Source organism: Pseudomonas sp. SDO5271_S396 (assembly GCF_054071795.1).
The window spans coordinates 37,070-60,315 of sequence record NZ_JBSVWB010000036.1 but is presented as its reverse complement, the minus strand read 5'-3'; the positions used below and the strand labels follow the sequence as shown (position 1 = coordinate 60,315).

The 23,246-nt window shown below is 55.8% G+C and carries 27 protein-coding genes and 1 pseudogene; 6 read left to right on the top strand and 22 right to left on the bottom strand.

Annotated features, from left to right (window positions below; all coding sequences use genetic code 11):
• From ACW9IN_RS21860 to ACW9IN_RS21845, 4 genes and pseudogenes are all read right to left on the bottom strand, one after another.
• Positions 1-211, bottom strand: a pseudogene (locus tag ACW9IN_RS21860) (hypothetical protein); the annotation flags it as partial.
• A 23-nt stretch (positions 212-234) separates the two neighbouring features.
• A complete protein-coding gene (locus tag ACW9IN_RS21855; RefSeq protein WP_000741275.1) occupies positions 235-570 on the bottom strand; it encodes a hypothetical protein in 336 nt (111 codons plus the stop codon).
• 14 nt (positions 571-584) lie between these two features.
• Positions 585-920 carry a helix-turn-helix domain-containing protein gene (locus ACW9IN_RS21850; protein ID WP_001172026.1) on the bottom strand — a complete coding sequence of 112 codons (336 nt, stop codon included), beginning with the start codon at positions 918-920 and terminating at the stop codon, positions 585-587.
• Positions 901-1,278, bottom strand: a complete 378-nt coding sequence (locus tag ACW9IN_RS21845) for a type II toxin-antitoxin system RelE/ParE family toxin (RefSeq protein WP_003151133.1) — start codon at positions 1,276-1,278, stop codon at positions 901-903. Before ACW9IN_RS21845 ends, ACW9IN_RS21850 begins: the two co-directional genes overlap by 20 nt.
• Before the next feature lie 191 nt (positions 1,279-1,469).
• Here ACW9IN_RS21845 and ACW9IN_RS21840 point away from each other — a divergent pair, with 191 nt between their 5' ends.
• On the top strand, positions 1,470-2,072 hold the full coding sequence (locus ACW9IN_RS21840; protein ID WP_010465829.1) for a recombinase family protein: 603 nt from the start codon (positions 1,470-1,472) through the stop codon (positions 2,070-2,072).
• Positions 2,056-5,085 carry a Tn3 family transposase gene (locus tag ACW9IN_RS21835; RefSeq protein ID WP_010799689.1) on the top strand — a complete coding sequence of 1,010 codons (3,030 nt, stop codon included), beginning with the start codon at positions 2,056-2,058 and terminating at the stop codon, positions 5,083-5,085. The genes ACW9IN_RS21840 and ACW9IN_RS21835 overlap by 17 nt, the downstream gene beginning before the upstream one ends.
• A gap of 58 nt (positions 5,086-5,143) precedes the next feature.
• Here ACW9IN_RS21835 and ACW9IN_RS21830 read toward each other — a convergent pair whose 3' ends face one another.
• From ACW9IN_RS21830 to ACW9IN_RS21815, 4 genes are read right to left on the bottom strand one after another with little or no spacing between them, the layout of a single operon-like run.
• Positions 5,144-5,674: an NAD(P)-dependent oxidoreductase gene (locus ACW9IN_RS21830; protein WP_457367750.1), complete on the bottom strand. Its 531-nt coding sequence runs from the start codon at positions 5,672-5,674 to the stop codon at positions 5,144-5,146.
• Positions 5,671-6,114, bottom strand: a complete 444-nt coding sequence (locus tag ACW9IN_RS21825; RefSeq protein ID WP_457367749.1) for a hypothetical protein — start codon at positions 6,112-6,114, stop codon at positions 5,671-5,673. The genes ACW9IN_RS21830 and ACW9IN_RS21825 overlap by 4 nt, the downstream gene beginning before the upstream one ends.
• Positions 6,115-6,140: 26 nt before the next feature.
• Complete coding sequence (locus ACW9IN_RS21820; RefSeq protein WP_457367748.1) at positions 6,141-6,911, bottom strand: class II aldolase/adducin family protein; 771 nt, start codon at positions 6,909-6,911, stop codon at positions 6,141-6,143.
• Positions 6,912-6,963: 52 nt separating this feature from the next.
• Entirely contained in the window at positions 6,964-7,803 is an 840-nt protein-coding gene (locus ACW9IN_RS21815) for a TauD/TfdA dioxygenase family protein (RefSeq protein WP_457367747.1), read from the bottom strand.
• A gap of 212 nt (positions 7,804-8,015) precedes the next feature.
• Between ACW9IN_RS21815 and ACW9IN_RS21810 the strand changes: the two genes are divergently transcribed.
• Positions 8,016-8,690 carry a TetR/AcrR family transcriptional regulator gene (locus ACW9IN_RS21810; protein WP_457367746.1) on the top strand — a complete coding sequence of 225 codons (675 nt, stop codon included), beginning with the start codon at positions 8,016-8,018 and terminating at the stop codon, positions 8,688-8,690.
• A gap of 229 nt (positions 8,691-8,919) precedes the next feature.
• Here the strand turns inward: ACW9IN_RS21810 and ACW9IN_RS21805 are convergent, their stop codons facing one another.
• The 14 genes from ACW9IN_RS21805 to ACW9IN_RS21740 form a co-directional block, all read right to left on the bottom strand.
• Entirely contained in the window at positions 8,920-9,429 is a 510-nt protein-coding gene (locus ACW9IN_RS21805; protein ID WP_457367751.1) for a phospholipase D family nuclease, read from the bottom strand.
• A 64-nt stretch (positions 9,430-9,493) separates the two neighbouring features.
• A complete protein-coding gene (locus tag ACW9IN_RS21800) occupies positions 9,494-9,820 on the bottom strand; it encodes a TrbM/KikA/MpfK family conjugal transfer protein (RefSeq protein ID WP_032902809.1) in 327 nt (108 codons plus the stop codon).
• A 29-nt stretch (positions 9,821-9,849) separates the two neighbouring features.
• On the bottom strand, positions 9,850-10,764 hold the full coding sequence (locus ACW9IN_RS21795) for a transglycosylase SLT domain-containing protein (protein WP_457367745.1): 915 nt from the start codon (positions 10,762-10,764) through the stop codon (positions 9,850-9,852).
• Positions 10,748-11,776, bottom strand: a complete 1,029-nt coding sequence (virB11, locus tag ACW9IN_RS21790) for a P-type DNA transfer ATPase VirB11 (protein WP_086799843.1) — start codon at positions 11,774-11,776, stop codon at positions 10,748-10,750. Before virB11 ends, ACW9IN_RS21795 begins: the two co-directional genes overlap by 17 nt.
• 9 nt (positions 11,777-11,785) lie before the next feature.
• Positions 11,786-13,045 carry a TrbI/VirB10 family protein gene (locus tag ACW9IN_RS21785; protein WP_153355473.1) on the bottom strand — a complete coding sequence of 420 codons (1,260 nt, stop codon included), beginning with the start codon at positions 13,043-13,045 and terminating at the stop codon, positions 11,786-11,788.
• Positions 13,046-13,047: 2 nt separating this feature from the next.
• Positions 13,048-13,827 carry a TrbG/VirB9 family P-type conjugative transfer protein gene (locus ACW9IN_RS21780; RefSeq protein ID WP_457367744.1) on the bottom strand — a complete coding sequence of 260 codons (780 nt, stop codon included), beginning with the start codon at positions 13,825-13,827 and terminating at the stop codon, positions 13,048-13,050.
• A gap of 27 nt (positions 13,828-13,854) precedes the next feature.
• A complete protein-coding gene (locus ACW9IN_RS21775; protein WP_086799838.1) occupies positions 13,855-14,520 on the bottom strand; it encodes a type IV secretion system protein in 666 nt (221 codons plus the stop codon).
• Entirely contained in the window at positions 14,520-15,380 is an 861-nt protein-coding gene (locus ACW9IN_RS21770) for a type IV secretion system protein (RefSeq protein ID WP_032902804.1), read from the bottom strand. Before ACW9IN_RS21770 ends, ACW9IN_RS21775 begins: the two co-directional genes overlap by 1 nt.
• A complete protein-coding gene (locus ACW9IN_RS21765) occupies positions 15,368-15,757 on the bottom strand; it encodes a hypothetical protein (protein WP_095021409.1) in 390 nt (129 codons plus the stop codon). Before ACW9IN_RS21765 ends, ACW9IN_RS21770 begins: the two co-directional genes overlap by 13 nt.
• Positions 15,750-15,962 carry a hypothetical protein gene (locus ACW9IN_RS21760; RefSeq protein ID WP_048377561.1) on the bottom strand — a complete coding sequence of 71 codons (213 nt, stop codon included), beginning with the start codon at positions 15,960-15,962 and terminating at the stop codon, positions 15,750-15,752. The genes ACW9IN_RS21765 and ACW9IN_RS21760 overlap by 8 nt, the downstream gene beginning before the upstream one ends.
• Before the next feature lie 29 nt (positions 15,963-15,991).
• Positions 15,992-16,681, bottom strand: a complete 690-nt coding sequence (locus tag ACW9IN_RS21755; protein WP_337859737.1) for a type IV secretion system protein — start codon at positions 16,679-16,681, stop codon at positions 15,992-15,994.
• Positions 16,678-19,362 (bottom strand): VirB4 family type IV secretion/conjugal transfer ATPase, encoded by a 2,685-nt coding sequence (locus tag ACW9IN_RS21750; protein WP_457367743.1) that lies wholly within the window; start codon positions 19,360-19,362, stop codon positions 16,678-16,680. Before ACW9IN_RS21750 ends, ACW9IN_RS21755 begins: the two co-directional genes overlap by 4 nt.
• Positions 19,349-19,648 carry a VirB3 family type IV secretion system protein gene (locus tag ACW9IN_RS21745; protein WP_081036823.1) on the bottom strand — a complete coding sequence of 100 codons (300 nt, stop codon included), beginning with the start codon at positions 19,646-19,648 and terminating at the stop codon, positions 19,349-19,351. The genes ACW9IN_RS21750 and ACW9IN_RS21745 overlap by 14 nt, the downstream gene beginning before the upstream one ends.
• Positions 19,645-20,115, bottom strand: coding sequence for a TrbC/VirB2 family protein (locus ACW9IN_RS21740; RefSeq protein ID WP_337859735.1), 471 nt, complete (start codon positions 20,113-20,115; stop codon positions 19,645-19,647). Before ACW9IN_RS21740 ends, ACW9IN_RS21745 begins: the two co-directional genes overlap by 4 nt.
• 913 nt (positions 20,116-21,028) lie before the next feature.
• On the opposite strand from ACW9IN_RS21740, the gene ACW9IN_RS21735 reads away from it, so the two are divergent.
• The 3 genes from ACW9IN_RS21735 to ACW9IN_RS21725 are packed head-to-tail and all read left to right on the top strand — an operon-like array spanning position 21,029 to position 23,062.
• Positions 21,029-21,796 (top strand): ParA family protein, encoded by a 768-nt coding sequence (locus ACW9IN_RS21735; RefSeq protein ID WP_032901685.1) that lies wholly within the window; start codon positions 21,029-21,031, stop codon positions 21,794-21,796.
• 10 nt (positions 21,797-21,806) lie between these two features.
• Entirely contained in the window at positions 21,807-22,715 is a 909-nt protein-coding gene (locus ACW9IN_RS21730) for a ParB/RepB/Spo0J family partition protein (protein ID WP_094988326.1), read from the top strand.
• Entirely contained in the window at positions 22,712-23,062 is a 351-nt protein-coding gene (locus ACW9IN_RS21725; protein WP_032901687.1) for a TrfB-related DNA-binding protein, read from the top strand. Before ACW9IN_RS21730 ends, ACW9IN_RS21725 begins: the two co-directional genes overlap by 4 nt.
• Positions 23,063-23,246: the final 184 nt, after the last annotated feature.

Here is a 23,246-nt window from a genome sequence, read left to right as displayed (position 1 = left end):
AGTAGGAGCGGCCATCCTTACCCATCGACCAGACGTTGCTGACCTGGTTTTCCAGTAGAGGCAGATGGGCGCATAGAGCTTCCGGCGACGCGCTGGCCAGCGCGGTGCGCTCGTGAGTTCGCCAGCGCTGATGCCAGAGTTTCTTGTCCTCGCGCTCGCTACGGCAGGTCGTGTGCCCAACGATGGGCGTTTTGCGGCGGCTGCGGCTCATGATGTGGTTGTCTCCAAGAACATTCAGGACAGGCTTTCTGGGTAGAGCGCCGTCAACCGGGACAGGGTTTCTTGCACTTGTTCCAGCGAGGTCATCAGATGATCAACCTGATCCTGAAGATCCACGGCGAGATCAAATAGCTCAGCCACTCGGCTGCGTGATCCCTCGTTGAACGCGGCCATTGCCAGTTGATGCAGCTTCAACAGGTCGGTGCGCAGTTGCGGAGGTGCGCCGTCTGCGCTGTCATTCAAATCGCCGCGCAGCACGTCCACGGCATCGACTGCACGCAGCAGTGCCGTGGTATCGAAATTCTCGGGAGTCAGTTCGTCCCATTCGTCGTCGGTGATGCGGGCTGCCATCAGGAGGGCTCCGATTAAGCGGTTGCGAGCGTTAGATGCCCGATCGGCTCGGCTGCTGGCCGTACCTTGATTTCGATGTCGTAGCCGAGGCGATTCAGACAATCCATCAGCTTGCGTTCGGATAGATTGGTGAAGTCGCCGCGCATCATGCCCGACACCTTCGGTTGCGGGATGCCCATGCGTTTGGCCGCCGCTTGTTGAGTCAGCCCAAGGGCGCGCATGGCCCTCCTGATCTCGACCACCAGGCCGGTCTTGATCTTGAGCTTTTCAGCGTCAGGCAGTCCAAGGTCGGCAAAGACGTTGCCCGAGCTGCGCTGAACCTCGACGCCTTCAATGATTCGTTTTTGCATTTCGTAGCTCCTGTGCCAATACCTCGGCCACCTTCAGCCGAGCGCGGATGATGTCCATGTCGGCCTTTGGCGTGGCGATTCCGCTCTTGCTCTTCTTCTGGAAGCAGTGCAGGACGAACACCGCTTCCGCAAACTTGACCGTGTATACCGCTCGATAGGTGCCGCCGGCATCGTCTTCGACGACCTCCAGCACGCCGGCACCACCGAACCCCTTGAGCACCTTTGCTGCGTCATCCTGATCGCCTATCTGCGCCAACGAGAGCGCGTAACCGAAACGGCGACGCACGTCGGACGGCAACGCCATCAAATCCTTGTGGCTGCTCGCGATCCATTCGAGCGGTTTTTCTTTGTTTGTCATGACGGAATTTTATACCTGTTCAGGTAATGATGTAAACGCGGCAACCTCAAGGAGGTGTCGTAAAACATTTGTTTTGCGACAGGCTGTCAGCCGCCGCTGTGCTACCTGTGCAACACCCCCTCAAAAATGTACGGAAAACTCTATCGCTATTCACTATTATGCGGAAACCTGTTTTTGATGGTTATCCGCCTATGTTGGTTGGCTACATGCGCGTGTCGTCGGACTCCGACCGCCAGAGCACGGACTTGCAGCGCGACGCGCTGCTCGCCGCCGGCGTCGATCCGCGTCACCTGTTTGAGGATCGTGCCTCTGGCGCGAAGGATGACCGTGCCGGCTTGGCGCGGGCGCTTGAGTTCGTTCGAGCCGGCGATGTGCTGGTGGTGTGGAAACTCGACCGGCTCGGTCGCTCGCTGTCGCACCTGCTCGCCATTGTGACTTCGCTCAAGGACAAGCGGGTGGCGTTCCGCTCGCTGACAGAGAACCTGGACACTACGACGCCCTCGGGCGAATTCCTGTTCCAGGTGTTCGGTGCGCTCGCGCAGTACGAGCGCGCCTTGATTCAGGAGCGCGTCGTCGCGGGCTTGGCCGCCGCACGCAAACGCGGCCGGATCGGCGGCCGGCCGCAGGCGATCACTGGTGAGAAGCTGGACGCCATCGTCGCCGCGCTCGATGGCGGCATGTCTAAGGCGGCGGTGTGCCGCAACTTCAATGTCAAGCGCACTACGTTGATCGAAACATTGACGCGAGCAGGTTGGCGTGGTGCGGGAAGGACGGTCGATGAGCAACAAGAATAAGCTACTCACCGTCTTTTCTGACGCAGAGCAGGAAGCCTTGTACGGCCTACCGGACTTCGACGATGCTCAGCGGCTGGAATACCTGGCGTTGACCGAATCTGAACTGGCGTTCGCCAGCAGCCGGCCTAGCCTGCAGGCCCAAGTCTATTGCGTCTTGCAGATCGGCTACTTCAAGGCCAAGCATGCTTTCTTCCGCTTCGATTGGCATGAGGTCGAGGACGATTGCGCCTTCGTGCTGAGTCGCTATTTCCACGGCGAAGCGTTCGAACGCAAGGCGATCACCAAGCATGAGCACTACAGCCAGAGGGGTCAGATCGCCGAACTGTTCGGCTACCGGTCGTGGGCGGCTAGCTTCCTGCCGCAACTGGCACAGCAGGCTGAACAGATCGTGCGGCGCGACGTAATGCCAGGATTCGTGGCCGCCGAACTGATCGTTTGGCTCAGCGAGCACAAAATCATCCGGCCCGGCCACACCACCTTACAAGAGCTGGTCAGTGAAGCCCTGTCCACCGAACGCAGGCGCTTGGGCGGCTTGCTGGCAGAAGTGTTGGACGAATCGGCCAAAGCTGCGCTGGGCCAGCTCCTGGTGCGTGACGACACCCTGTCTCAACTGGCAGCGCTCAAGCAGGACGCTAAAGATTTCGGCTGGCGTCAGATGGCAGGGGAGCGCGAGAAGCGCGCCACGCTGAAGTCCTTGCACGGGATCGCCAAGGCGCTGCTGCCCAAGCTCGGCATCTCGCAGCAGAACCTGCTGTACTACGCGAGCCTGGCGAACTTCTATACCGTCCATGACCTGCGCCACCTGAAGGCGGAGCAGACCCGGCTCTACCTGCTGTGCTATGCCTGGGTACGTTACCGGCAGCTCACCGACAACCTGGTCGACGCGATGGCCTTCCACATGAAAAAACTTGAGGACGAGAGCCGCACGGGTGCGAAACAGTCCTTTGTCGCCGAACAGCTGCGACGCCATCAGGAAACGCCGCAGGTTGGCCGCCTGCTGTCGCTGTACGTGGACGACAGCGTGGCCGATCCGACGCCGTTCGGCGAGGTGCGCCAACGCGCCTACAAAATCATGTCCAGGGAATTGCTGCAAAACACGGCGCAGCGCATGAGCGTCAAGCCACTGAACAAACTGGCGCTGCACTGGCAGGCGGTGGACGGCCTGGCCGAACGCATTCGACGCCATCTACGGCCGCTGTACGTCGCGCTCGACTTCGCCGGCACGGCCCCCGATAACCCATGGCTCGCGGCGCTGACTTGGGCCAAGAGCGTGTTCGCCAAGCAGCAGCGCCTATCACAACGGCCACTCGACGAATGTCCGGCGGCAACGCTGCCGAAACGCTTGCGTCCGTACCTGCTGATGTTCGATGCCGAAGGCACGCCGACAGGCCTGCATGCCGATCGTTACGAATTCTGGCTTTACCGTCAGGTCAGGAAACGCTTCCAGGCGGGCGAGCTCTACATTGACGACAGCTTGCAGCACCGGCATTTGTCCGACGAGTTGGTTTCGATGGACGAGAAAGCCGCCGTGCTCGCGCAGATGGACATCCCCTTCCTGCGGCAGCCGGTCAGTGCCCAGCTCGATGCACTGGCGGCCGAGTTGCGTGCGCAATGGGTGGCGTTCAATCGCGAGCTGAAACAGGGCAAGCTGACGCACCTGGAATACGACAAGGACACGCAGAGACTGACCTGGCGCAAGCCCAAGGGGGAGAACCAGAAGGCGCGCGAGCAAGCTCTCTACGAGCAACTGCCATACTGCGATGTCGCCGACGTGTTTCGCTTCGTCAACGGCCAGTGCCAGTTCCTGTCGGCGCTGACACCATTGCAGCCACGCTATGCGAAGAAGGTAGCCGACGCCGACAGTCTGATGGCGGTGATCATTGCCCAAGCCATGAACCACGGCAACCAGGTTATGGCACGTACCAGCGACATCCCGTACCACGTCCTGGAGAGTACCTACCAGCAGTACCTGCGCCAGGCGACGCTACATGTGGCCAACGATTGCATCAGCAACGCCATCGCCGCACTGCCGATCTTCCCGCATTACTCGTTCGACCTCGATTCGTTGTACGGTGCCGTTGATGGGCAGAAATTCGGCGTCGAGCGACCAACTGTGAAGGCGCGCTACTCGCGCAAATATTTCGGCCGCGGCAAGGGCGTCGTCGCCTACACGCTGCTGTGCAATCACGTGCCGTTGAACGGCTACCTGATAGGCGCACACGAGTACGAGGCTCACCACGTGTTCGACATCTGGTACCGCAACACGTCGGACATCGTGCCGAGCGCGATCACCGGCGACATGCACAGCATCAACAAGGCCAACTTCGCCATCCTGCACTGGTTCGGACTTCGTTTCGAGCCGCGCTTCACCGACCTCGACGACCAGTTGCAGGAGCTGTATTGCGCCGATGATCTGGCATTGTACGAGAAATGCCTGATCCGGCCGGCTGGCCAGATCGACCGGCAACTCATCGTCGGTGAGAAGGCGAACATCGACCGAATCGTCGCCACACTGGGCCTGAAGGAAATGACGCAGGGCACGCTGATCCGCAAGCTGTGCACCTATACGGCGCCGAACCCGACGCGGCGCGCAATCTTCGAGTTCGACAAGCTCATCCGCAGTATCTACACACTGCGCTACCTGCGCGACCCGCAACTGGAGCGTAATGTTCACCGCTCGCAGAACCGCATTGAGTCCTATCACCAGCTACGCTCGACCATCGCCCAAGTCGGTGGGAAGAAGGAATTGACCGGCCGCACCGACATCGAAATCGAGATCAGCAACCAGTGCGCCAGGCTGATCGGCAACGCGATCATCTTCTACAACTCGGCGATCCTGTCCCTGCTGCTGACGAAGTACGAGGCAGCTGGCAATGCCAAGGCGCTGGCGTTGATCACGCAGATGTCGCCAGCGGCCTGGCGGCACATCCTGCTGAACGGGCATTACACCTTCCAGACTGACGGCAAGTTCATCGACCTGGATGCGCTCGTGGCGGGACTGGAGCTGGGCTGACGGAAATTTCTGGGATTCCGGCGTACAACCCCGGATAGCAGCTTTCGCTAAGAAGCGGCTAATTCACTTGAGTTAATACAGGCCTCCCAGAAAAATGAGTCGCCAAATTATCAAATGCAAGATCCAGCATTGCTTGAACGGTCGCCTCTGTATTACTTGCCATATGCGGCGTCAGCACCACATTGGGTAGTTCTCTCAGTGCCTGCGAAACCCTTGGCTCATCGCAAAACACATCGAGCCCCGCTGCGAGAATCTTGCGGTTGCGCAAGGCCTCTACAAGGGCATGTTCGTCGACGATGGAACCGCGTGCTATGTTGACCAACACACCGCAGGGGCCAAGCTCAGCGAGTACAGTTTCATTGATCATGCCGTGAGTGCAGGGACCACCGCTCGCGCACACCACTAAATAATCAACACTCGCTGCCAGTGCTTGCACATCGTTGCACCAGCGATAGGGCACATCAGCCTTTTGCGTGCGCCCCGTATACGCAATGCTCATACCGAACGCCTGGGCTCGTAATGCCACTGCTCTGCCAATACGGCCTAGACCGATGATGCCAATTCGTCCGCCGAACACTCGCGCAGTCATCGGATGACGGCCTGTTTTCCACCCACCACTGCGAACAAACCGGTCAGCGGATAGGACTTCAACAGTGCCATAGCGAAATCCGCGATATCTTCGGTGGATAGACCCGGGGTGTGGGTAACACAGACATCGTGATCGCGCGCAGCCTCAAGGTCGATGCCATCGTAGCCGACCCCCAGCACCGAGATAATTTCGAGCGCAGGCAGTCGAGCGATCTGTTCGCGCGTCACGCTCGATTCGCCGGTTGCAACGATGCCACGTACGGTTGGGGTCAGAGCGATGGCTTGTTTTTCGTCGAGTTGTGACTGCTGGTAACAATCGAAATGCTCGCGTAGACGCTCCATCAGGCTATGGGGCAATACAGAAAGCAGTAATAGAGTTGGCTTCATCGCGCGCATAGATCCAACCAGAATAAGAAGTATTAGCGGCACGGCAGTTGCCATGCCGACCTCCAAACGGTGATTAGGGCTTATTCAAGCACGGAGGGGTCGCGGCGGATTTCCTCGCGAGCCATTGCTTCCCACAAAAATGGGAACCCATTCGAATCAGTGCGCTTGCCGGTTGCGAGCACGACGTGGTCGGGCAACGGCGAGCCTCCACCGAGTGCCTCGACATGCCAGGCCAGACGGCTGCGCCACTCCAGTGTGATCGCACGCAAATGCGCCTGACGAATGCCGTTGTCCACTACCAGCACGCCGTGGTTGGCAAGTAAGGCCCATTTATTCGGGCCAAGTGCGTCCACAACGGCGCGACCCAATTCGGAGTCTTCAACCGTGCCGCGATATTCGTCATATAGCACCGGGTCGGTGTCAACCAAAGCGGATGTCTGATCGTAGATAGGCGGAATGCGTCCGGCCGCCGACCACACCGATCCCCAACGTGGATGATTGTGGATCACCACGTGCACATCATTCCGTGCGGCGTGTAGATCCATGTGCAAGTTGATGGCCGGGGTGATGTTCCATTCACCCTCAATCACCTTACCCTCATCATCGAGGCGCACGATATCCGAGGCGGTCACCTCTCCCCAGGTCAGCTCCCACGGGTTGGCCAAGTAAGTGCCGTCGTCTTGGCGAACTGTGATGTGACCGGCGATATGGTCGTTATAACCCTCGCGGAACAACACCCGGCACAGCAATGCCACGGTCTGCTCTGGTGTCAGTTCGGGCAGCAGCGCATGCCGCCCCGGCTTGGGTGTGAATCGAGCCAGCAAGTCTTGGTTCAGCTTATCTTGCAACATAGATGTTCCCCTTGAGCCACCCACACATACGGGTGATCAACCAATCAATGAATCACGCGTGGAAAGTCTCGCGAGCGAATACTGAGGCGCGCTGCATGCGACGCTGGTGAGGTTGATAATCCAATATGGCGTTGTGAAGCACGCTACGGTTATCCCAGATCACCATGTCACCGACAGTCCAGCGATGGCGGAAGCCAAAATGAACCTGTTGGCAATGGGCGTGCAAGTAGGCGAGAACCGCATCGCTTTCAGGGATAACCAGGCCGTCGATATGGGTGGTGTAAGTCGGGCTCAAATACAATGCCTTGCGACCTGAAATCGGGTGTTTAATCACCAGCGGATGCAAGTGCCGACGGTTCATGTTGATCACTTCGAGATAACGCTCGTGAGTGACGACGTTCTGGCGCAACGCTGCGGTCATCGGCCCGTTCATATCGTGCCAGGCACTCAGGCCGTCGAGATACTGTTTCATACGCTCGGACAGTGCGTCGTACGCAGTGGTCATACTGATCCAGCAGGTGTCGCCACCAATCGGCGGCAAGATTTGCGCGTGTGTCATGGTGACTATTGGCGGGCTGGGTAGAAAGCTCTCGTCGTGGTGCCACATATCGGCACGATCACCAAGTTTGGAGTCGATCACGGTGATTTGTTCAAAGCCTTCGCCCAAGTTGGGGTAAAAGGTGTGGACTTCAGGTTCACCAAAATGCTTAGCAATCGCCAGGTGTTGCTCTGGCCGCAGTTTTGGGACTTGCAGCACAAGGGCTTCATGTTTAACCAGTGCTGCTTCAAGCGCCGCCAGCGTCTCTGGCAAAAATACTGAAGCGGGATCCAGATCAAGCACTTCGGCGCCCACGCTTGGACCAAGGGGCCGGACAGTGAACGATGACGACATGGGCAATCTCCCTGTAGGGTCGGAAAATCCGATCTTATGAGCGCATCACTGCGCGTTTAGACGTTGTCTGATCGACGAAAACGATCATACTCACGTCGCCGAGGTTGAGATAATCGCATTCCAGAAGTGCCCGCTATCATTCATAACCGACTGATTTTGTTGATATAAATGCAACGTTTTAATGTGACGATAAACGCAGCACTCGGATTTCTATGAACAAGAAAGGCGACGAAATTAAGATGGGCCCAAAGTCTTCGCCGGAGCAGCTTCCCGCGTTACGCAAGCGTCCGAGTCAATCACGCTCTCGCGCACTGGTGGACGCCGTGGAGCAGGCGTGTCTGCGGATTCTGGATGAAACAGGCGAAGCATCACTGACCGTCGCCCGCATTGCGGAGCTATCTGGGGTCGCCGTCGGCTCGATCTACCAATATTTCCCCAACAAGGACGCGATTGTTGCCTTGTTGTACGAGCGTGTTCTCGACGAGGAATCTGAGGAACTACTGAGGGTGCGTGAAGGGCTGATGGGCATGCCTTTGAAATCAGCGCTGCGGGATATTCTGGCCAACATCATTCGGGTTGAAATGCGACTGTTCAAATTGAACAAGGCCTTTCACTTGCGTTACCACTCAGCCCTTCACCTAGGCATGTGGCGCGGCCCTTACCAAACGACAGGTGAATTCATCGAAGCGACCTGGTTGCCGCTTCTGCAGCTGTACGAGCATGAGATCACCACCGAGCACCCGGCCCTGGCGGCTTATTTACTCGGACAGGGGTTGCGCAGTGTGATCCGTTCGGTGATGGAAGATATTCCGACACAACTGGAATCCTCAGCATTACTCGATAGCCTGGTCGCCATGGCTATTGGTTGCTTGCGTCCGCCTCTATGACTTGACAGAGCGCTTAACGTACGAAAATTTCCGTTTTCTCTATTCGCCCCGATCTGCACCTTTTGGCCAGGTTGCTCAACGAGCATCATTGGCTTCGAGTTCACATCCGCTTTGTGCCAGGCCTCGCCTGCTTTGGCCGCATTGGTAAAGACCTCGCGGTCTTTGCCTTCTTGATTGAGCAAATAGGTGACTTGGGGGACTTCTGGTTTTGCCATGTGTAAACCCTCTCTCAGTATTTTGCCGTGAAGGCTTGACCTTGATCCCAGCGGCTTTGCCAATGGCTCAGGTAGGTTTCAGCGAGCGCCGGATCGTTCCAAACCACCAGGGCGTTTTCGCTGTTGCTCTTGGCTGCTGCTGCGGTGAAGTTGAAACTGCCGGTTTCCACCGCCATTCCATCGACAACCATGAACTTGTCGTGATGAATCGGGTAAGCCTTGACCGTACGAGTCGGGATACCCGCCTTGGCCAGAAGTGTCAGCGCATGACGCCCAGCAGTTGAGCGCTGTTCTTCGAGGTTGCTGCGGTGATCAGCGATCACCGCTACGTCAACACCGCGTTGCTTGGCGGCAACCAGCGCTCGGGTAACATCGGGACTGGTGAAGACGTACGCAGCAACACGGATAGAGCTGGTTGCCGCGTCAATGGTGCGCAGGACTAGTTTCTGTGCCGAGCCCTCGGGCGAGAAACCGACCTCGATGCGACGGCTCCCGTCACTTTCGTTGTCAGCGGCCAGGGCCAGCGTTTGCACGCTGACCCCGGCGGCCAGTGCCAACACCAATACCAATACCAACGGTTTGAATGCCTTAGAAGCCATTTTCTACAGGCCCCCAAATATCGTTGGCCTTTTTAGTCAAGCCTTCATCGTCCTTGCAGGACTCAACAGCCCGCCCCCGTGCGTCTTTCGTGCGCGAAGGGCTGAAATGGCCATTCCTGTAGCGCTTGATGCTGAAATATTTCTGGATGTACTTGTCGCAGTCACCATCGCGGGTCATACCCAGCAGGCAGAGCACAGCACCGCAAGCGTCGGGGTTACTGTCCTGGCCATAGGGCGGTTGGACCGGTTCATCAGCAGCGGCTGTGCCTGACAGCAATAACGCTCCCAGCAAAAGAGCGGATAGAAGTTTTTGCATAAATCCCCCTTTTCTCGCGTGCGAGAAATTCAATTGATGATCTGTACGAAAGATGGCTCGGCTTGCGTTTGCCCTTGGGCGGATGCAGGCGCGGCGGCTGGTTTGGGATCAGCGAAGCGTTTGAACTGTTCAACCGGCGCGGCGGCGCCAGTGTCCAACGCAACTTGAATCCTTGGCTGTTCAGGGGCTTTTTGGTCAGGGCTCGCCGGTTGGGCGGGTTGCGGGGCCTGGCCGTTTTCATCGGTCACAATCACCCACGGGTCACCCTGTTTTGCCGAGGCCGTACGAGCACGCACAGGCGCTTTTCGTGCCCCTGGTGATGCAACCGCTACGGGTATCGCCTCATCGCCTGCAGTGGCTTCCACAGCAGGCACAATCGGATCAGCGCTCGAAGGATTCAGGGCACCGACCACGACTTTCTGCACATAGGACAGATCGCCCTCTTTGTCCGGCTGATAACCACGTACAGGGTTCCCGCTGTAGTACATCGAGAGCGAGTCGCGCAGGGCCTCTTGTGGGTTCGGATTTGCAGTCAGCGCCTTGGTGTAGTTCTTGACCATCAGCTCGCTAATCGCCTGCAGGTTGCGGCACGGCTCGAACGCCTGCGCGTAACTCAGGCCAAGAGCGCGCATGTTCGTCACCAGGAGCTGGCCAATACCAACAGAAAAACGGAAGCCTTCTCGCTCCAGGCGTTCGGCGGTGGCCACCGCCTCACGCAACGACTGGGGCTGACGCTCCAATCGGCCATCGACCACCCCAATCGCATAGGGGTTATAGGTCGATTCATTGCCGATCAACGACTTTAGGGTCTGCGGATGCACGGCAGGCGCGCACTTCGCGGCCAGCTCAGAGAACGGCACCGGGGCTTGTTCATCGGCCCAGGCCTGGCCGAGAGTGCAGGCCAGTGCCAACAGCGTTACCGCGAACTTAGGCAGCTTTTGCATATTGAACCTCCGAGATGTAGCGACGGCCATCAAAGCCGTACTCCCACTGAATGACGACATCGATCAGTTGCCGCGAGTATTCGATCAGTTGCGACTTGTTCATTTCGGCGCCGCCACGGGCAGCCATGGACGCCAAGCGGTCGAACATCATTTCCGGCGAGTCCGAGTGAATCGAGGAAAGCGAACCGCTATGACCGGTGTTCAGCAGCTCCAAAAACGGGAAGGCTTCGCCGCCGCGGATCTCGCCCATGATTGCCCGGTCGGGGGTCAGTCGAAGGATCGACTCAAGCAGGTCAAACGGTGTGACCTTGGCGCGACCTTGACCGCCGCGTGAATAGATCAGGTGAACCACGTTCTTGTTGGGCGTGCGGATTTCGCGGGTGTCTTCAATGGTGACGAGACGTTCATGCGGATCAATGTGCTCCAGCATCCCGTTGAGCCAGGTGGTTTTACCCGCGTTGGTCCCGGCTGAAATCATGATGTTCTTGCGGGCTTTCATGATCCCGATGAAGAACTCTTTCCAGCGCTTAGCGCGGTACAGCGCTATCAGGTGATCGTCGGAATAGTCGCTGTGCAACCGAGGCTCGTTGATATGCTCGAAAGCCCCGGTGTCCTGGTATTCGTCCAGGGTGATTTGCTTGATACCGGGCTTACGGATACAGACGATGCCGCCAATGTGCTGTTCGACCGCAGGCGCCAAGACAACCTGCACGCGGTAATCGCCGCGCTGGTTGTCTGGCACACCCTCGGCGAGGTTGATCGGAATACGGCCCGACAGGATCGGCGTATACGAGTCAACCTGTTGCCCGGTATGAGCGGCGATCACCTCACCGAGCGAGGTAATCAATCCAGTTGTTACCCCCTCGATCTGCACCGGCTTCATGAACCGACTGCCTCGATACCCGGCCCAGACATTGCCAGGGCCATTGATCGCAATTTCGGTCACTTCTGGATCGTCCAGAAGCGTGACCAGGTTTTTCAGCTTGGCGCGGAACGATGCAATCTCAGACATACCGCTTCCTCACTGGATGAAGGTGACGCCGCCACTCTTGGCGTGCTCGATCTCAGCCTCGTACTGCGAGGTGAAATCCAAATCGCGCTGCAGGTAGATCACCACACGCGAGCCATGGGGCACGGTCAAAGTCGGCTGGATACTGGCGTAACGACCCAGGATCGTTTGGGCCGACTCAGACGCGGCTTCCTGTACTTCCGTGCGATAGCGTGACGCCGAGTTTTCCTGATCGCCGGACGACACGCCGGTATTCGAGGCACCGGCGCCGATGATCGAAACCGCTGCAGCAACACCGAAGATTTGCCCCCAATGGTTATCGACTACGCCACCTTGGCCAGCGGTGCCCAACTGGTCAGAGCCCGCGCTGTTGATCGCGATCTCCATTGCTGGGCGTCCCGGCAGGTTCGGGGTACGCAACCAATTCCAGATGGTGAACAACCGTTCTTGACCAGGGCGAAGACTGGCGTTGTAGCTGCCGCAAACTGTCGAGCCCCACGGAATCAGAACCCGGCGACCGACCGCCGCGTAAACGTCCTGCTGAATGTCTACGCAGACCTGCCCCGGCAACTGGCTTTGGGCGCGGGGCTGCAACACAGCCTCGATAACAGCGCCCTGCAGAACCTTGTATTCCAGGTTTTCCATCTTGCGCACCTTGGATACCGTAACCCCATCGGTGAACGTCGAGGATGCGTAAGCGCTATTGGCATTTGACGGGACAGGAGCGTTTCTATCGCTCCCCCCGCCCAAGGATCCAGACCCACCCTTCTGACCCTCAGCTTCATCCGTGAAGCCCTCGTCTTTCGCAGTGGCGATGATGGCCGAGCGTTGACGTGCGGCCTGCATCTTCTGTTCTTCAAGCTCACGTTGCAGCTCAATGGCCTGGCGACGCTTCTCGGCTTCGCTCATACCGGTTTGATTTTGACGGTCTACCACAGTGCGCGGCGTGTCAGCGGGTGCAGTGCTGCCGTCATTGCTGACAGGAGCGACCTGCGCCGCTTGACGCTTGGGGGTTGGATCCTGCACACGGCGCGGCTGCGCGGCGGTGATCGCGTCATTACCAATGCTGTTCCCGGCTACAGGTTCATCACTGTGTTTTAACCAGTAGACAAACCCACAAAGCGCAACCGCCGTGAGCGCCATAGCGACACCGACAGCCTTGTTTGAGCCGGGCTTCGCTTTGAGCATCGAGTTCGACTGTGATTCGTTCCACTCACGAAGTTCGTCCTCGCGGGTTTTCTCCGGAACGGGTTTGTTGTCGTCATTGTTCATGCTTACGCCCCTCCACCATCACGAGCGCCCCGAGTAACGGTGCGCTTATATGGGTTGGCCAGGTTCTCCACGCAGACATGGGCGTTGCCGTCACGCAGGACAAACATACTGTCCAGGCGCTCTACGACCACGTAATCACCCTCACGGCGTTTGTTGACCATGGCCTCAGTACCATCGGGCAACACGCGGTAGAACTGCGGCATGTCAGCCCCTTTCTTGAGCAGGAACTTGGTGAACTGGCCATCATCCATGACCGACTGCAAACCAATGGAGTCCTTGTCACCTGCATAGCCGTAGTTGATGTTCGGGGAGCCTGGCGTGCCGGTGCTGACCACAGGCGGGGGCTCATGGCTCTTGACCTCAGTGAAAGAGGACACACGGCTGCTTGGGTAAATGAAGCGAATCAGGTACGACTGGCCGGTGTTTTTCTTGGAGCTACCCAGCTGGAAATAGTAAGTACGCTTGCTGGTGATCACGGTCAGGTTGGTGTCCGCGTTTTCCTCGACCGGCTTGAGGAACAGACGATTGCGGAACGGGATGGTTTGCCAGGCGATGGTGTCGCCCAAGGCAACCACTTTCACCATTTCATCCGCCTCAAATTCGAGGGATGTTTGATAGTTATAAGTGCCCACCAGTTCGTAGACTTGGTTCGGGTCATAAGCAACTTGTTTAACCCGTTTATCGGTCAAGAGCGGGGTTGGAAACTTAGCGGCGTGTGCAAAACCACCCAAAAAACACAAACTCAGGGCGATAGCGGTCGGCAAAATGCAATGTTGCTTCATGATTTTAGTTTCCTTGAGTTGGGTGAATTACCGGCGGCTTAGTTCTTCACTTTTTCGATAAAGAGTAATCACAGTACCGAGCGGGTTAACCCAGCGATCACCGAGCTGACGCGGCACAAGTGTGTTCGCTATTTTCAGATTCGCTGTGTAGTTCGTTGGTACGGGATCAGCTTTCCCTGCTTGATGAAAGTTTGACGTGAATGAAATTTGATAAATGTCGCCTACTTTGTTGATGCTGTACGCCTCGGCTTCAATCCACTCCTTTTCACCCAGCAATGCGTAGGGGTTTCTTGGATTATCTGGATTGATTTCCTGCTCGTACTGACGGGCAACCTCCGGCGTTGTGTACAGGTGGCAGGTGTCAGAAAGTGACTGCCTTCTGCGTGGATCAAAGGTGTTGCACGCATTCACGAAGGCGTACAGGTCTGACTCGATCAAGGCTTGTTCTGCCGACACGTTGTCCTTGTCAATGACGCGCATTTTCAGGACTTCACCGTCTGCGCCGATGGTGGCTACCACGGGAATGACAGTGTGCAGATCCGACAGGACATAGACCGCACAAGCCAACGCAACAATGGAAATCGCCTGAGCACCATTGAGGAACAGGGAGCGATTGCGTTCCTGTTTGACCTTCTGCTGCTCTCGCAATGAATTGCGGCGCACGGCCTCATCATTCTTGAATGTCTTGTCCATTACATTTTCACTCCCAAAGTTCTAACAGCCATCATCACCAGCGACGACCCCCCTACAGTTGCACCAGAGGACAACGCAGCGGCCCAACCGCGAACTTGCAACATGCAGATAATCAAAACTCCTTCCACGATCAATAATGTGCCGTACTGTTGAGCCGTCATTAAAGCTGCGTCACTGATAGTCGCAGTTTGCGCAACTTCGTTAATGGCGTCTCCGAAGACGGAATAACCGAAACGGATAATGGCGATGGACAGAATGTAGATAAGCGAGAAGTTCAACATCTTGCTTAGCCAATTCATTCCCCAACCCCGTGTTTGTGGAAAGAAAAAAAACGCGACCAGGATCGGAAGAATCGACATGCTGATAGCTGCACCAAACTTAGCAATCAGCATGTTCAAAATCGCGACCACGAACAGAATGCAGTTAATAACGAATAAGCCATAGCCCATCATAATCATTGCAAACTGCCGCCAACTGACGTTCATCAGAACGCTGGCTACTTTCCCGACATTCACATACAAAGCGTCGAGCATCGACGTCGAGTTGACACCCCCGCTCATGATTTTCGCGGCAATGGATTCTGTGAAACCGCCCCATGCCTGGTAGAACACAAGCCCTCCCGTAGACCAATTCAGCGTCAGGAACACCATGGCAGTGAGGAACATCCTTTGCGCCAGATCCCAATACTTGATGGCTTGGCCGTTGTAGATCGTGAACCCGAGCACTGCCCAGTAAGCAACGGCAATCAGGTACACGGCTGGGGAAACCAGTTCCGCCAAGTCAGGAAACACCTGGGCGACGAAGCTGGTAGTCACTTCGTCTGTGGCACCGATTAAGCCCTCAAGGGTCAGCTGCGCCATGGGTTCGATGCTCCGTACACACCCTTGAAGTGAGAGAGCACTTCGGGGTCGCGGAAGTCACTGGCACTCAACTGCACACCGGTTTGTGCCTTGATCTCCCTGGAAGTCTGTTCGATGCAGCCTTGAACCAGCGAACCACCGTACGACGACGACTTCATGTAGATCTCAGCAAAGCAAGTGCCGGGGAACCAGTTGCCAACGTCGTGTTTTGATGCGCTCAACAGAGGGTTTTTCCCGACGCTGATCGGTGCTGTTGGATTGCCTGGTTCAGCAGGTTCCGTCGAGAAGTACGAAGCGGTATTGATGTAAACCACGCTACCGACAACGACCACGGCAACGACTACCGAAAGGACGTGATGCAGTTTGAATTTAAGCATTGCTGCGCTCCTGGTCTGCTGTGACAAACGGGGTGAACTGGCAAGCGCAAGGCGACTTATCAATCTTGCCGGTATTGGTGACACACCCCGAGGCCGCACTGACCACCACGGCCAGCAGCACCACTTTCCAGAGCTTGAACACGACCCACAGCGGGAGCCAGATCGGGAGGGTGACGCCTTTGAAGATGAAGACGATTGCTTTCATGCGGTTACTCCTTTTCTCGCACGCGAGAATTACTGATCTTTCCACTTGAAGAATTTTTCGTTGTCCGAGGTAGCCTGGTTCTCAGCGTTGTTCAGGTTCGCTTGCAGGTTCATGTTCAACGCTGACAGCTTCGACTGAGCCGAGGACAGCATGCCGTTTTCAGCGGCAATACGGTTTTGCAGGTCTGCGGCGTCCTTGGCATTGGCGGTGTGATCGACTTGCGCCGAGAGCGTGGCCAAGTTGTTCAGGTGGACTTGCACCTCGCTGTACAGCGCGTCACCACCAGACATTGCAGCGCGAACAGAGTCAGAACTGAGCTGATAATTCTGAGCCCGTTGGCCCTGCGGGTTGTTGAACAGTTCCTGCGGCAACGTGTTGATCAGTTGTTCGTAATACGACTGCTTACTGCCATAAGCGCCCGAGTTTTGACGGGAAACGACTTCCTGCCATGAACCTGGCACGACCGAGGCCGAGTTGATCGCGTCATTCAGACCGATAGCGCCGCGACCGTACGAACCTTTGAGGCTGTCCAGGGTTCGGCTTTGCGTCTCGTAGGACTGTTTCAACGTGTCAAATTGATCTTTCAACACGAGGTATTGCTGGGCCAACGCAGCCCAGGTGCCAGCGTCACCAGTTGGAACACCCGTTGCGTGTGCTTGGCCGCTGATAGCCATAACCACCGCCGTAGCGAGGCTCAGCTTTTTGATAGTCGTCATCATTTGACCGCCTTCAAGTTGTGAGTGTTTTTGGCTTTGGCTTCGGCCATGAAGACCGGAACCCATTGCTCTGGATCGTCAGTGCCCAGGCGCTTGATGATCGACTCCATCAGAGCCACACCAACATCGTTCGAGGACAGCACGGGGATGAAGTCGGACAGATCGGCCTTCGGATCCTCTGAGGTCAGATCGAATACAACCTTGATCGACTCTTTGCCGCGACGGATAAGGAACTTGCGAGAGCCCTGGCCGATTTCGCGGATCCACTTACGTTCAGCGACGGTCAGGTTTTGATGATCTTCATCAGTGGCCGCGTCGTTCGACAGATAGATCTTGGTAGCACTCTGTTTGTCGATTGAGTCGGTTTCACTGCGGAAATACTTGGCGTCAGGCGTGACAAAGATAATCAGGCCGTTTTTGCGACGGATCTGCATGATGAAGTTGTCGATTCGCTTCTTCCAATACTCGTTCTTCACCAGGTTTTGCCCTTCCTCCAGTACCAGGATGAAAGGCGTGCCATCCATTGCTTGCTCGATGCGATGCAGTGGGTAGCTCAACACGACCGGAAGTTCTGGCCGCGCCTCACCGCCCTTGAGCAGTTCCATCATTTCAAAGCAGTAGTGCCGCGACGTGCTCAGGTCGATGGAGTCATTCACGTTGTCAAAGACACCGGCATTCGCGCCAGTGACACCCTTGGCGCCGTGCCAGATGGCCATAACATCGGCCAGCTCGCCCTGGCCATACGTCCACACGACATTGCGGAACCGGCGATCCTCGAACGGCAGGCTGTAGTTTTCGTCCACCAGAGCCTTGAAACGCTTGATGTCATCAGCAGACGTAGGGGTTGATGCGTAGCACTGACGCATCAGCACTTGCAGATCCACCAGAAACGCACGGTTTTCAGCCGTATCGGGCAGCTTGAAGGGGTTCCAGTTCATGCCGCTATGAGGGGAAAGCGTGGTATGCACACCGCCCATAGCTTTCATGAACACCTTTGCGCCGTAGCGGTTATCGAACCAGAATACTCGTGGCTCGGCTTTGTCGGCCTCACTGACCATCAGAGAAATAACGGTGGTCTTACCCGAACCCGTATCAGCGGCAATTGCCGTGTGCCCTGCAACCATCCCTTCCAGTTCGCGATGGAAGTTGAAGTTGTAGGAAGTCCCGCTCTCAGTTTCAAAAGCGGTAATGGCTGGCCCCCACAGGTTGCCATCCCGACGCCCCTTGGCGAAGTTGTGCAACGAAGCAAACCCCGCGAAGTTGGTCGATTTGATCTTGCCGCGACGACCAATCAGGTTCTGTGCTTGGCCTGGCAGCTGCGACCAGTAGAAGGTTTCCAGGCCCATCCACTCGCGTACCGATTTGACGTTCAGGTCAACAAAACAGTTTTCCACCAGGCCCACGGCTTTATCGAGTTCGCTAGCGTTCTGCTTACGGTTCGCTTCCGAGTCCATAGGCAACGACGGCACATGCACAAAGATGGTCAGGTGGTGCAGACCGTTGACAGCATCACCACGGCGCAACGCCCGAATACCCTCAGTCAGTTCCTTGCTGTCATCGTCGGCGATGCCGTGGGTGTCCGAGACAGTCAGGCGCCGTTGTTCTTGCGTCATCGCCGATTCAGCTTCGATTCGGTTAGAGAAGAAGAACGATTGCGTGATGATGTATTCCACCGGCTGCTGCAGGAACTTGTTCATCATTCGCGATGGAGTTCTGCGCGGCCATTCAGCCATGCTCAACATCGCGCCGATACGCGAACTGGTGCTGCCACGTACTTCGCACATGGTTGCCAACACACGAAAGTTAAGGCGAGCGTATGGCAACGTTTCGCAGAGTTTCTGATCGCTCAGGGGGATCTTGCGATCCTCAAGGTTGATCAGGTAGTTGAAGAACGTACTGAGTTCAGAGAATTCCTCTCCCAGGAAGTCATACACGACCTCAGAAGGGTATTGCTGGTGATCGCCGTTGTGCTCTTTGAAATCCGCCCAGCTCCAACGGAAACGACGCACCGCGTCATAAGCCCGGTCACGGTCGATCATCTTTGAATCGGTTTTAGGGTGCCGCTGCACTTTCAGGCGAGTCGCACCGTACTCGGACAGTCCACCCAGCAGCAGATTCGCAGCCTTGTACAGATCGTCAGCCATGTCGTCATAGGATTCAGCATCCTGCTTAGTCGGGCTGGTCCCTGTAATCAGCGCAATGCCTCGATCCATCAGCCCTGGTACACCAGACCGGAAACGGTTGCGTACCAGCGAGATATAGATCTCGTTGACGTAGAACCCTTTGTGTTGATAGCGGCCACGCCAAGCAGCGTTGAGTTGCTTGGAGAACCAGGTGCCGCCCTCGCCTTCTGGGAAGTCAAAGACCTTACGGCGGATGGTATGCACGTACAGGCCCAAGTTACTGGATGCGACGGTACGCAGCAGCGTGTTACGGCGTACTTCAAACTGTTTAACCTGTTCTTCGGTCAGCGAATCAAAGAGCAAGCCATCAATTTTTATAACTTGGACTAACGCGCTTTCCTTAGTCATTACCGTCTGATCATCGTAGTGATAGTCATACGGCACCATTGCGCTGACTTCCAACTCCAGCAGATCCTCTTCGGATCCTGCTGGCTGTTGAACGCCTAGCGACAAGTCGAGATTGCGCGTCAATTTCCTAAACGCTTTATCAACGAGGCGCATAACTCCGATACCCCCACAATTTCCTATTCCGAGAGGCCCGTAAACGAAATGCAGATTGCAAGACACCAAATAAATAAACGTCTTTGCTGCAAATGTAATACGAAATGCCAAACAGAAGTGGTATTGCCCCAACCGGCCATAACGAGCGAATTACCAATGCTGTTATGAGCGGTCCAAAGATGCTGATAAGAATGCTCGATAGCGTGAAGGCGCCGACCATAGATGGTCGAGCCATCGCTAAGACGAGCACCTCACCCTCATCGGGTGCGTGCTCGACCGCACTCATTGCAGTGAGGTTGCAGCGCCGGATTTGATCTCGGCGACGATATTCGGTGCGAAGAACACCAGGAACACACCGGCGACAGTCCAACCGAAGGTGGACCACTCGACACGGCCCGACTTAGCCCGGAAGCCCTGCACCACAATGGCCAGGATGCCCAGGTAGTAACCGATATCGAAGATCAGGAAGCTAACAATGTCTTTCAGCAGGTTCTTGACCGAACTGAAGTCCATCGCCGCATTGGCGAACTCAGGGAGAAGGGCCAGGGAGAACAGCGACCCGAGGACGGCGATCTTTTCTGCCTTGGCAGTCCAGTCTTTGCGCATCAGGGCCGCGTGGTTCATTCCGTGTTTCGGAGTGAAGATATTGCGGAGGGTTGTTACGGTGTTGCTTTGTTGAAACGTTGCTACCCAGGATTGTTTGTTAACGGTTTCTGACTTACGGAAATTCGATTTTCCAGTTTCGATTTGCATACCGTTGCCTCTTCATAGTCATGACGGGGAATCCCCGTACGTTATGGTTATTGCTTTGTTCGGATTGTTAGGACAGGTCTCTTTTATAAAGTCGATAGCAGTATCGGCATTTTTAAAAAGTCTGGTCTTCCCTAACGCTGTAACAACCGAAAACACTTGCCCTGTTGACGGACTTTCGATGATGAGTTCCCACTTCCGAACATTATCCAAGTACCGCTCTTGTAGATGAACTCGGTAATCCGGTTGGGCGTTGGTAAAAACCACCAGGTCTTTTTTATCTAGGGATTGCATCATGTCCTCTGAATAGCTCAGCGCTAAAAACAGAGGGGATACTGTAGCCCCTGACATTTTTCTTCTAGATCCCACCTCGCATTTTCTTCCTCTTTAGCGTTTTGTTTAACGTTTTCTGTATTTCGTTACTCAATATATTCTTTTCATTTAACGAAATCAACGTTTCACGTTGCATTTTTTGGATTCCGAAAAGAGTGGGGACGAACGAATGCCCCAGGAATAAACCTGCGTACTGATTGGTAGCGATAAGTGATTGATACATAAGGCGTTTCACGATCTATCCCTTGAGGCCTGGCGGCTTCATGTCGTGTATGAGGTAAGGCAAGAGGGCATAGCCTTCCACGCGGGTGTGACAGCGGGGACCGGATTTTTCTCAATTATTTGAAAAAAGCTGATGAACGGTATTGAGCTGAGTTGAACGAACGTTCGACGTGGGGAGGGGCAAAGGTCGCGAAGCCGGGCAGCCGTGAAACGAATTCTCGCGTGCGAGAACGCGACGCGGTGTCGTGTATTTATCGCATGCGAGAAAAATACAAAGTAAACCCTAATTTGGGGTTGACCAAAGGGTTTACCATATGCAAACTTGAATCACGGTCCACTATCGGACAAGCCGGAGATCATGATGAAGATCACAACTGTAGCGAATCAAAAGGGCGGCGTAGGGAAGACCACCCTAGAGATTCACCTGGCAGCATGCGCGGCAGAGGATGGTAAGCGTGTCCTGGTCGTAGACCTTGATGAAGGCGACCTATCGCAGTTTTTTCCCCAAGCAGAGGATGGCGATAATACGCCTTATCTAATGTCCAGCCAGTTGTTCAATGGCGAGCATGAAGGGCGTCAGCCACGCCAGGTCGGTCCCAACATCTGGTTGATCGAAGCTGACGTAGCACTGCTCGACGTGGACGACATGGATCTAGACGTAATCCACGCTCTACGGCCTGCACTGGAACGATTTTCTGACGATTTTGATCTCTGCATGATCGACACCCCACCGAACTTGCAACGTCGCATGGTTGCGGCCCTGACGGCCTCCCATGCCGTGGTGGCCCCGTTCAATATCAGCGCCTTTACCCTTGCTCGACTCCCAAAATTGATGAACACCATCGAAACTGTGCAAGACAGGTACAACCCTGATCTGCGCTTTTTGGGCTATTTGCCGAACTTGGTGAACAGCCGTTCGCCCGAGGAAATAGACGCCCTCCCCGGGCTTCGCGAGAGCTACGGTGATGCCATGTTCGCGGAGCAAATCATCTACCGGCCTTGTATCAACAAATCGCTGGCCGCTGGTAATCCGGTCTGGTGGAAGGCCCGCAGCGGCAGTCAGCGTGAAGCAGGCCGGGAAATGAAACGGGCTTGTAAGGCCGTTCTCGATAAAGTTTGGGCTGAATGAGGGCCATGTCATGACAACGAAGAAACCCAACGCATTCGGGGGTGCAGTCAAAAAGCTTTCTGACTTTCAGAAGCAAAAAACGGCAGTTCTGGAAGGTGAACGCATCATCAAGGTCAACCCCGACGAGGTTGAGTGCAAGCCGCAAATCCGAGGCAAGGACAACCCAGGCTTCACACAAGAATCTCTGATTGAACTGGGCGACGACATTGAACAAAACGGACAGGCAGAAGCAGCCGTCCTACGGCCCCACCCAAACCCTGGAAGCGGGTTCAAATACCTAATGGTCGCGGGTGAGCGACGGTTACGGTCTTGCGCACTCAAAGGCCTTTTGCTTGAAGCAGTAGTGCGCGACCTCACAGACGCCCAGGCCAAACGGATTCAACGTTCTGAGAATGTCCAACGCGAAGGACTTCTGCAAATCGAAATAGCCCTGTCCCTGAAAGCCGACAAGGAAGAATTAGGCACCCTGCAGGCAGTTGCTGCCGAATGGAAAAAGAGCATCAGTTGGGTGGCTGAACGCTTGTCCTATCTGGATGCCATCGAAGCGGGGGGAGCTACCCGCACAGCAGTACAGAACGGAATAACCGCTGACGTATCAGTGGTAAACGACCTAGCACGCCTTGAACGTCTAGACCCCGCTGCAGCCGCCAATGTGGTCCAGCGTGCCGAAGCTGATCCTGACCTGAACGTCCGCAACGAAGTACGCACGGAACTCAAAACAACCAAGGCGCTCAGGATAGGCGGGGGCAAAGCCAAGCCCAAGACACCAGGCAAAGCGACAGAACTCGATTTGTTGAAAGAACAGGTTGCCCTCCTGACTGAGCAGGTAAATACCTTGAAGTCTGAAAAGGTGTATCTCTCTGAAGAACTGGAGAAAGCACGGCAACAAATCGCCGACCAGTGGAAGCCTGCAGAATGACTACCCGCCTTGCTGACCAGGACCTACGAATACCGCCCGAAGACTTCGAGCGTATCCGCAGTAACTCAAAGATGCACAGCCGCAGCCTTGACGTGGCCTTTGAAATCCTCGTTGAGGGCAAAAAGCTTGTAGCAGTGGCCAACGCTCACGGACTGACGAAACAGCGCGCGTTAGCCATAAGGGACAAAATCTACTCAGCTTATCTACTCCAGGCTCCCGAAGGCTGGAGCTATGCGCAGATCTGCGCCCCCGAGGAAATGATCAATCGTTTCGTCAAAGAGGCCGACACGGAGCGATTGAGGTATTGGCAGAGCAAATCCACAACAAAGAAGGACAAGGACGCATGATCGATAAAGCGACTATCGAGCAATCTCAAAATTGCTGAAACCGCTATTGGGGATGGCAGCACAGAAGCTTGAGCATTGACTGTGGGTCTGTTTCTTTAGGGCATACATGAACTGAGACAGTCAGAAGCAAACAGCCCAGGGTTTTACTTCGATTAATGATACGTTCAATTTGATACACTACTAA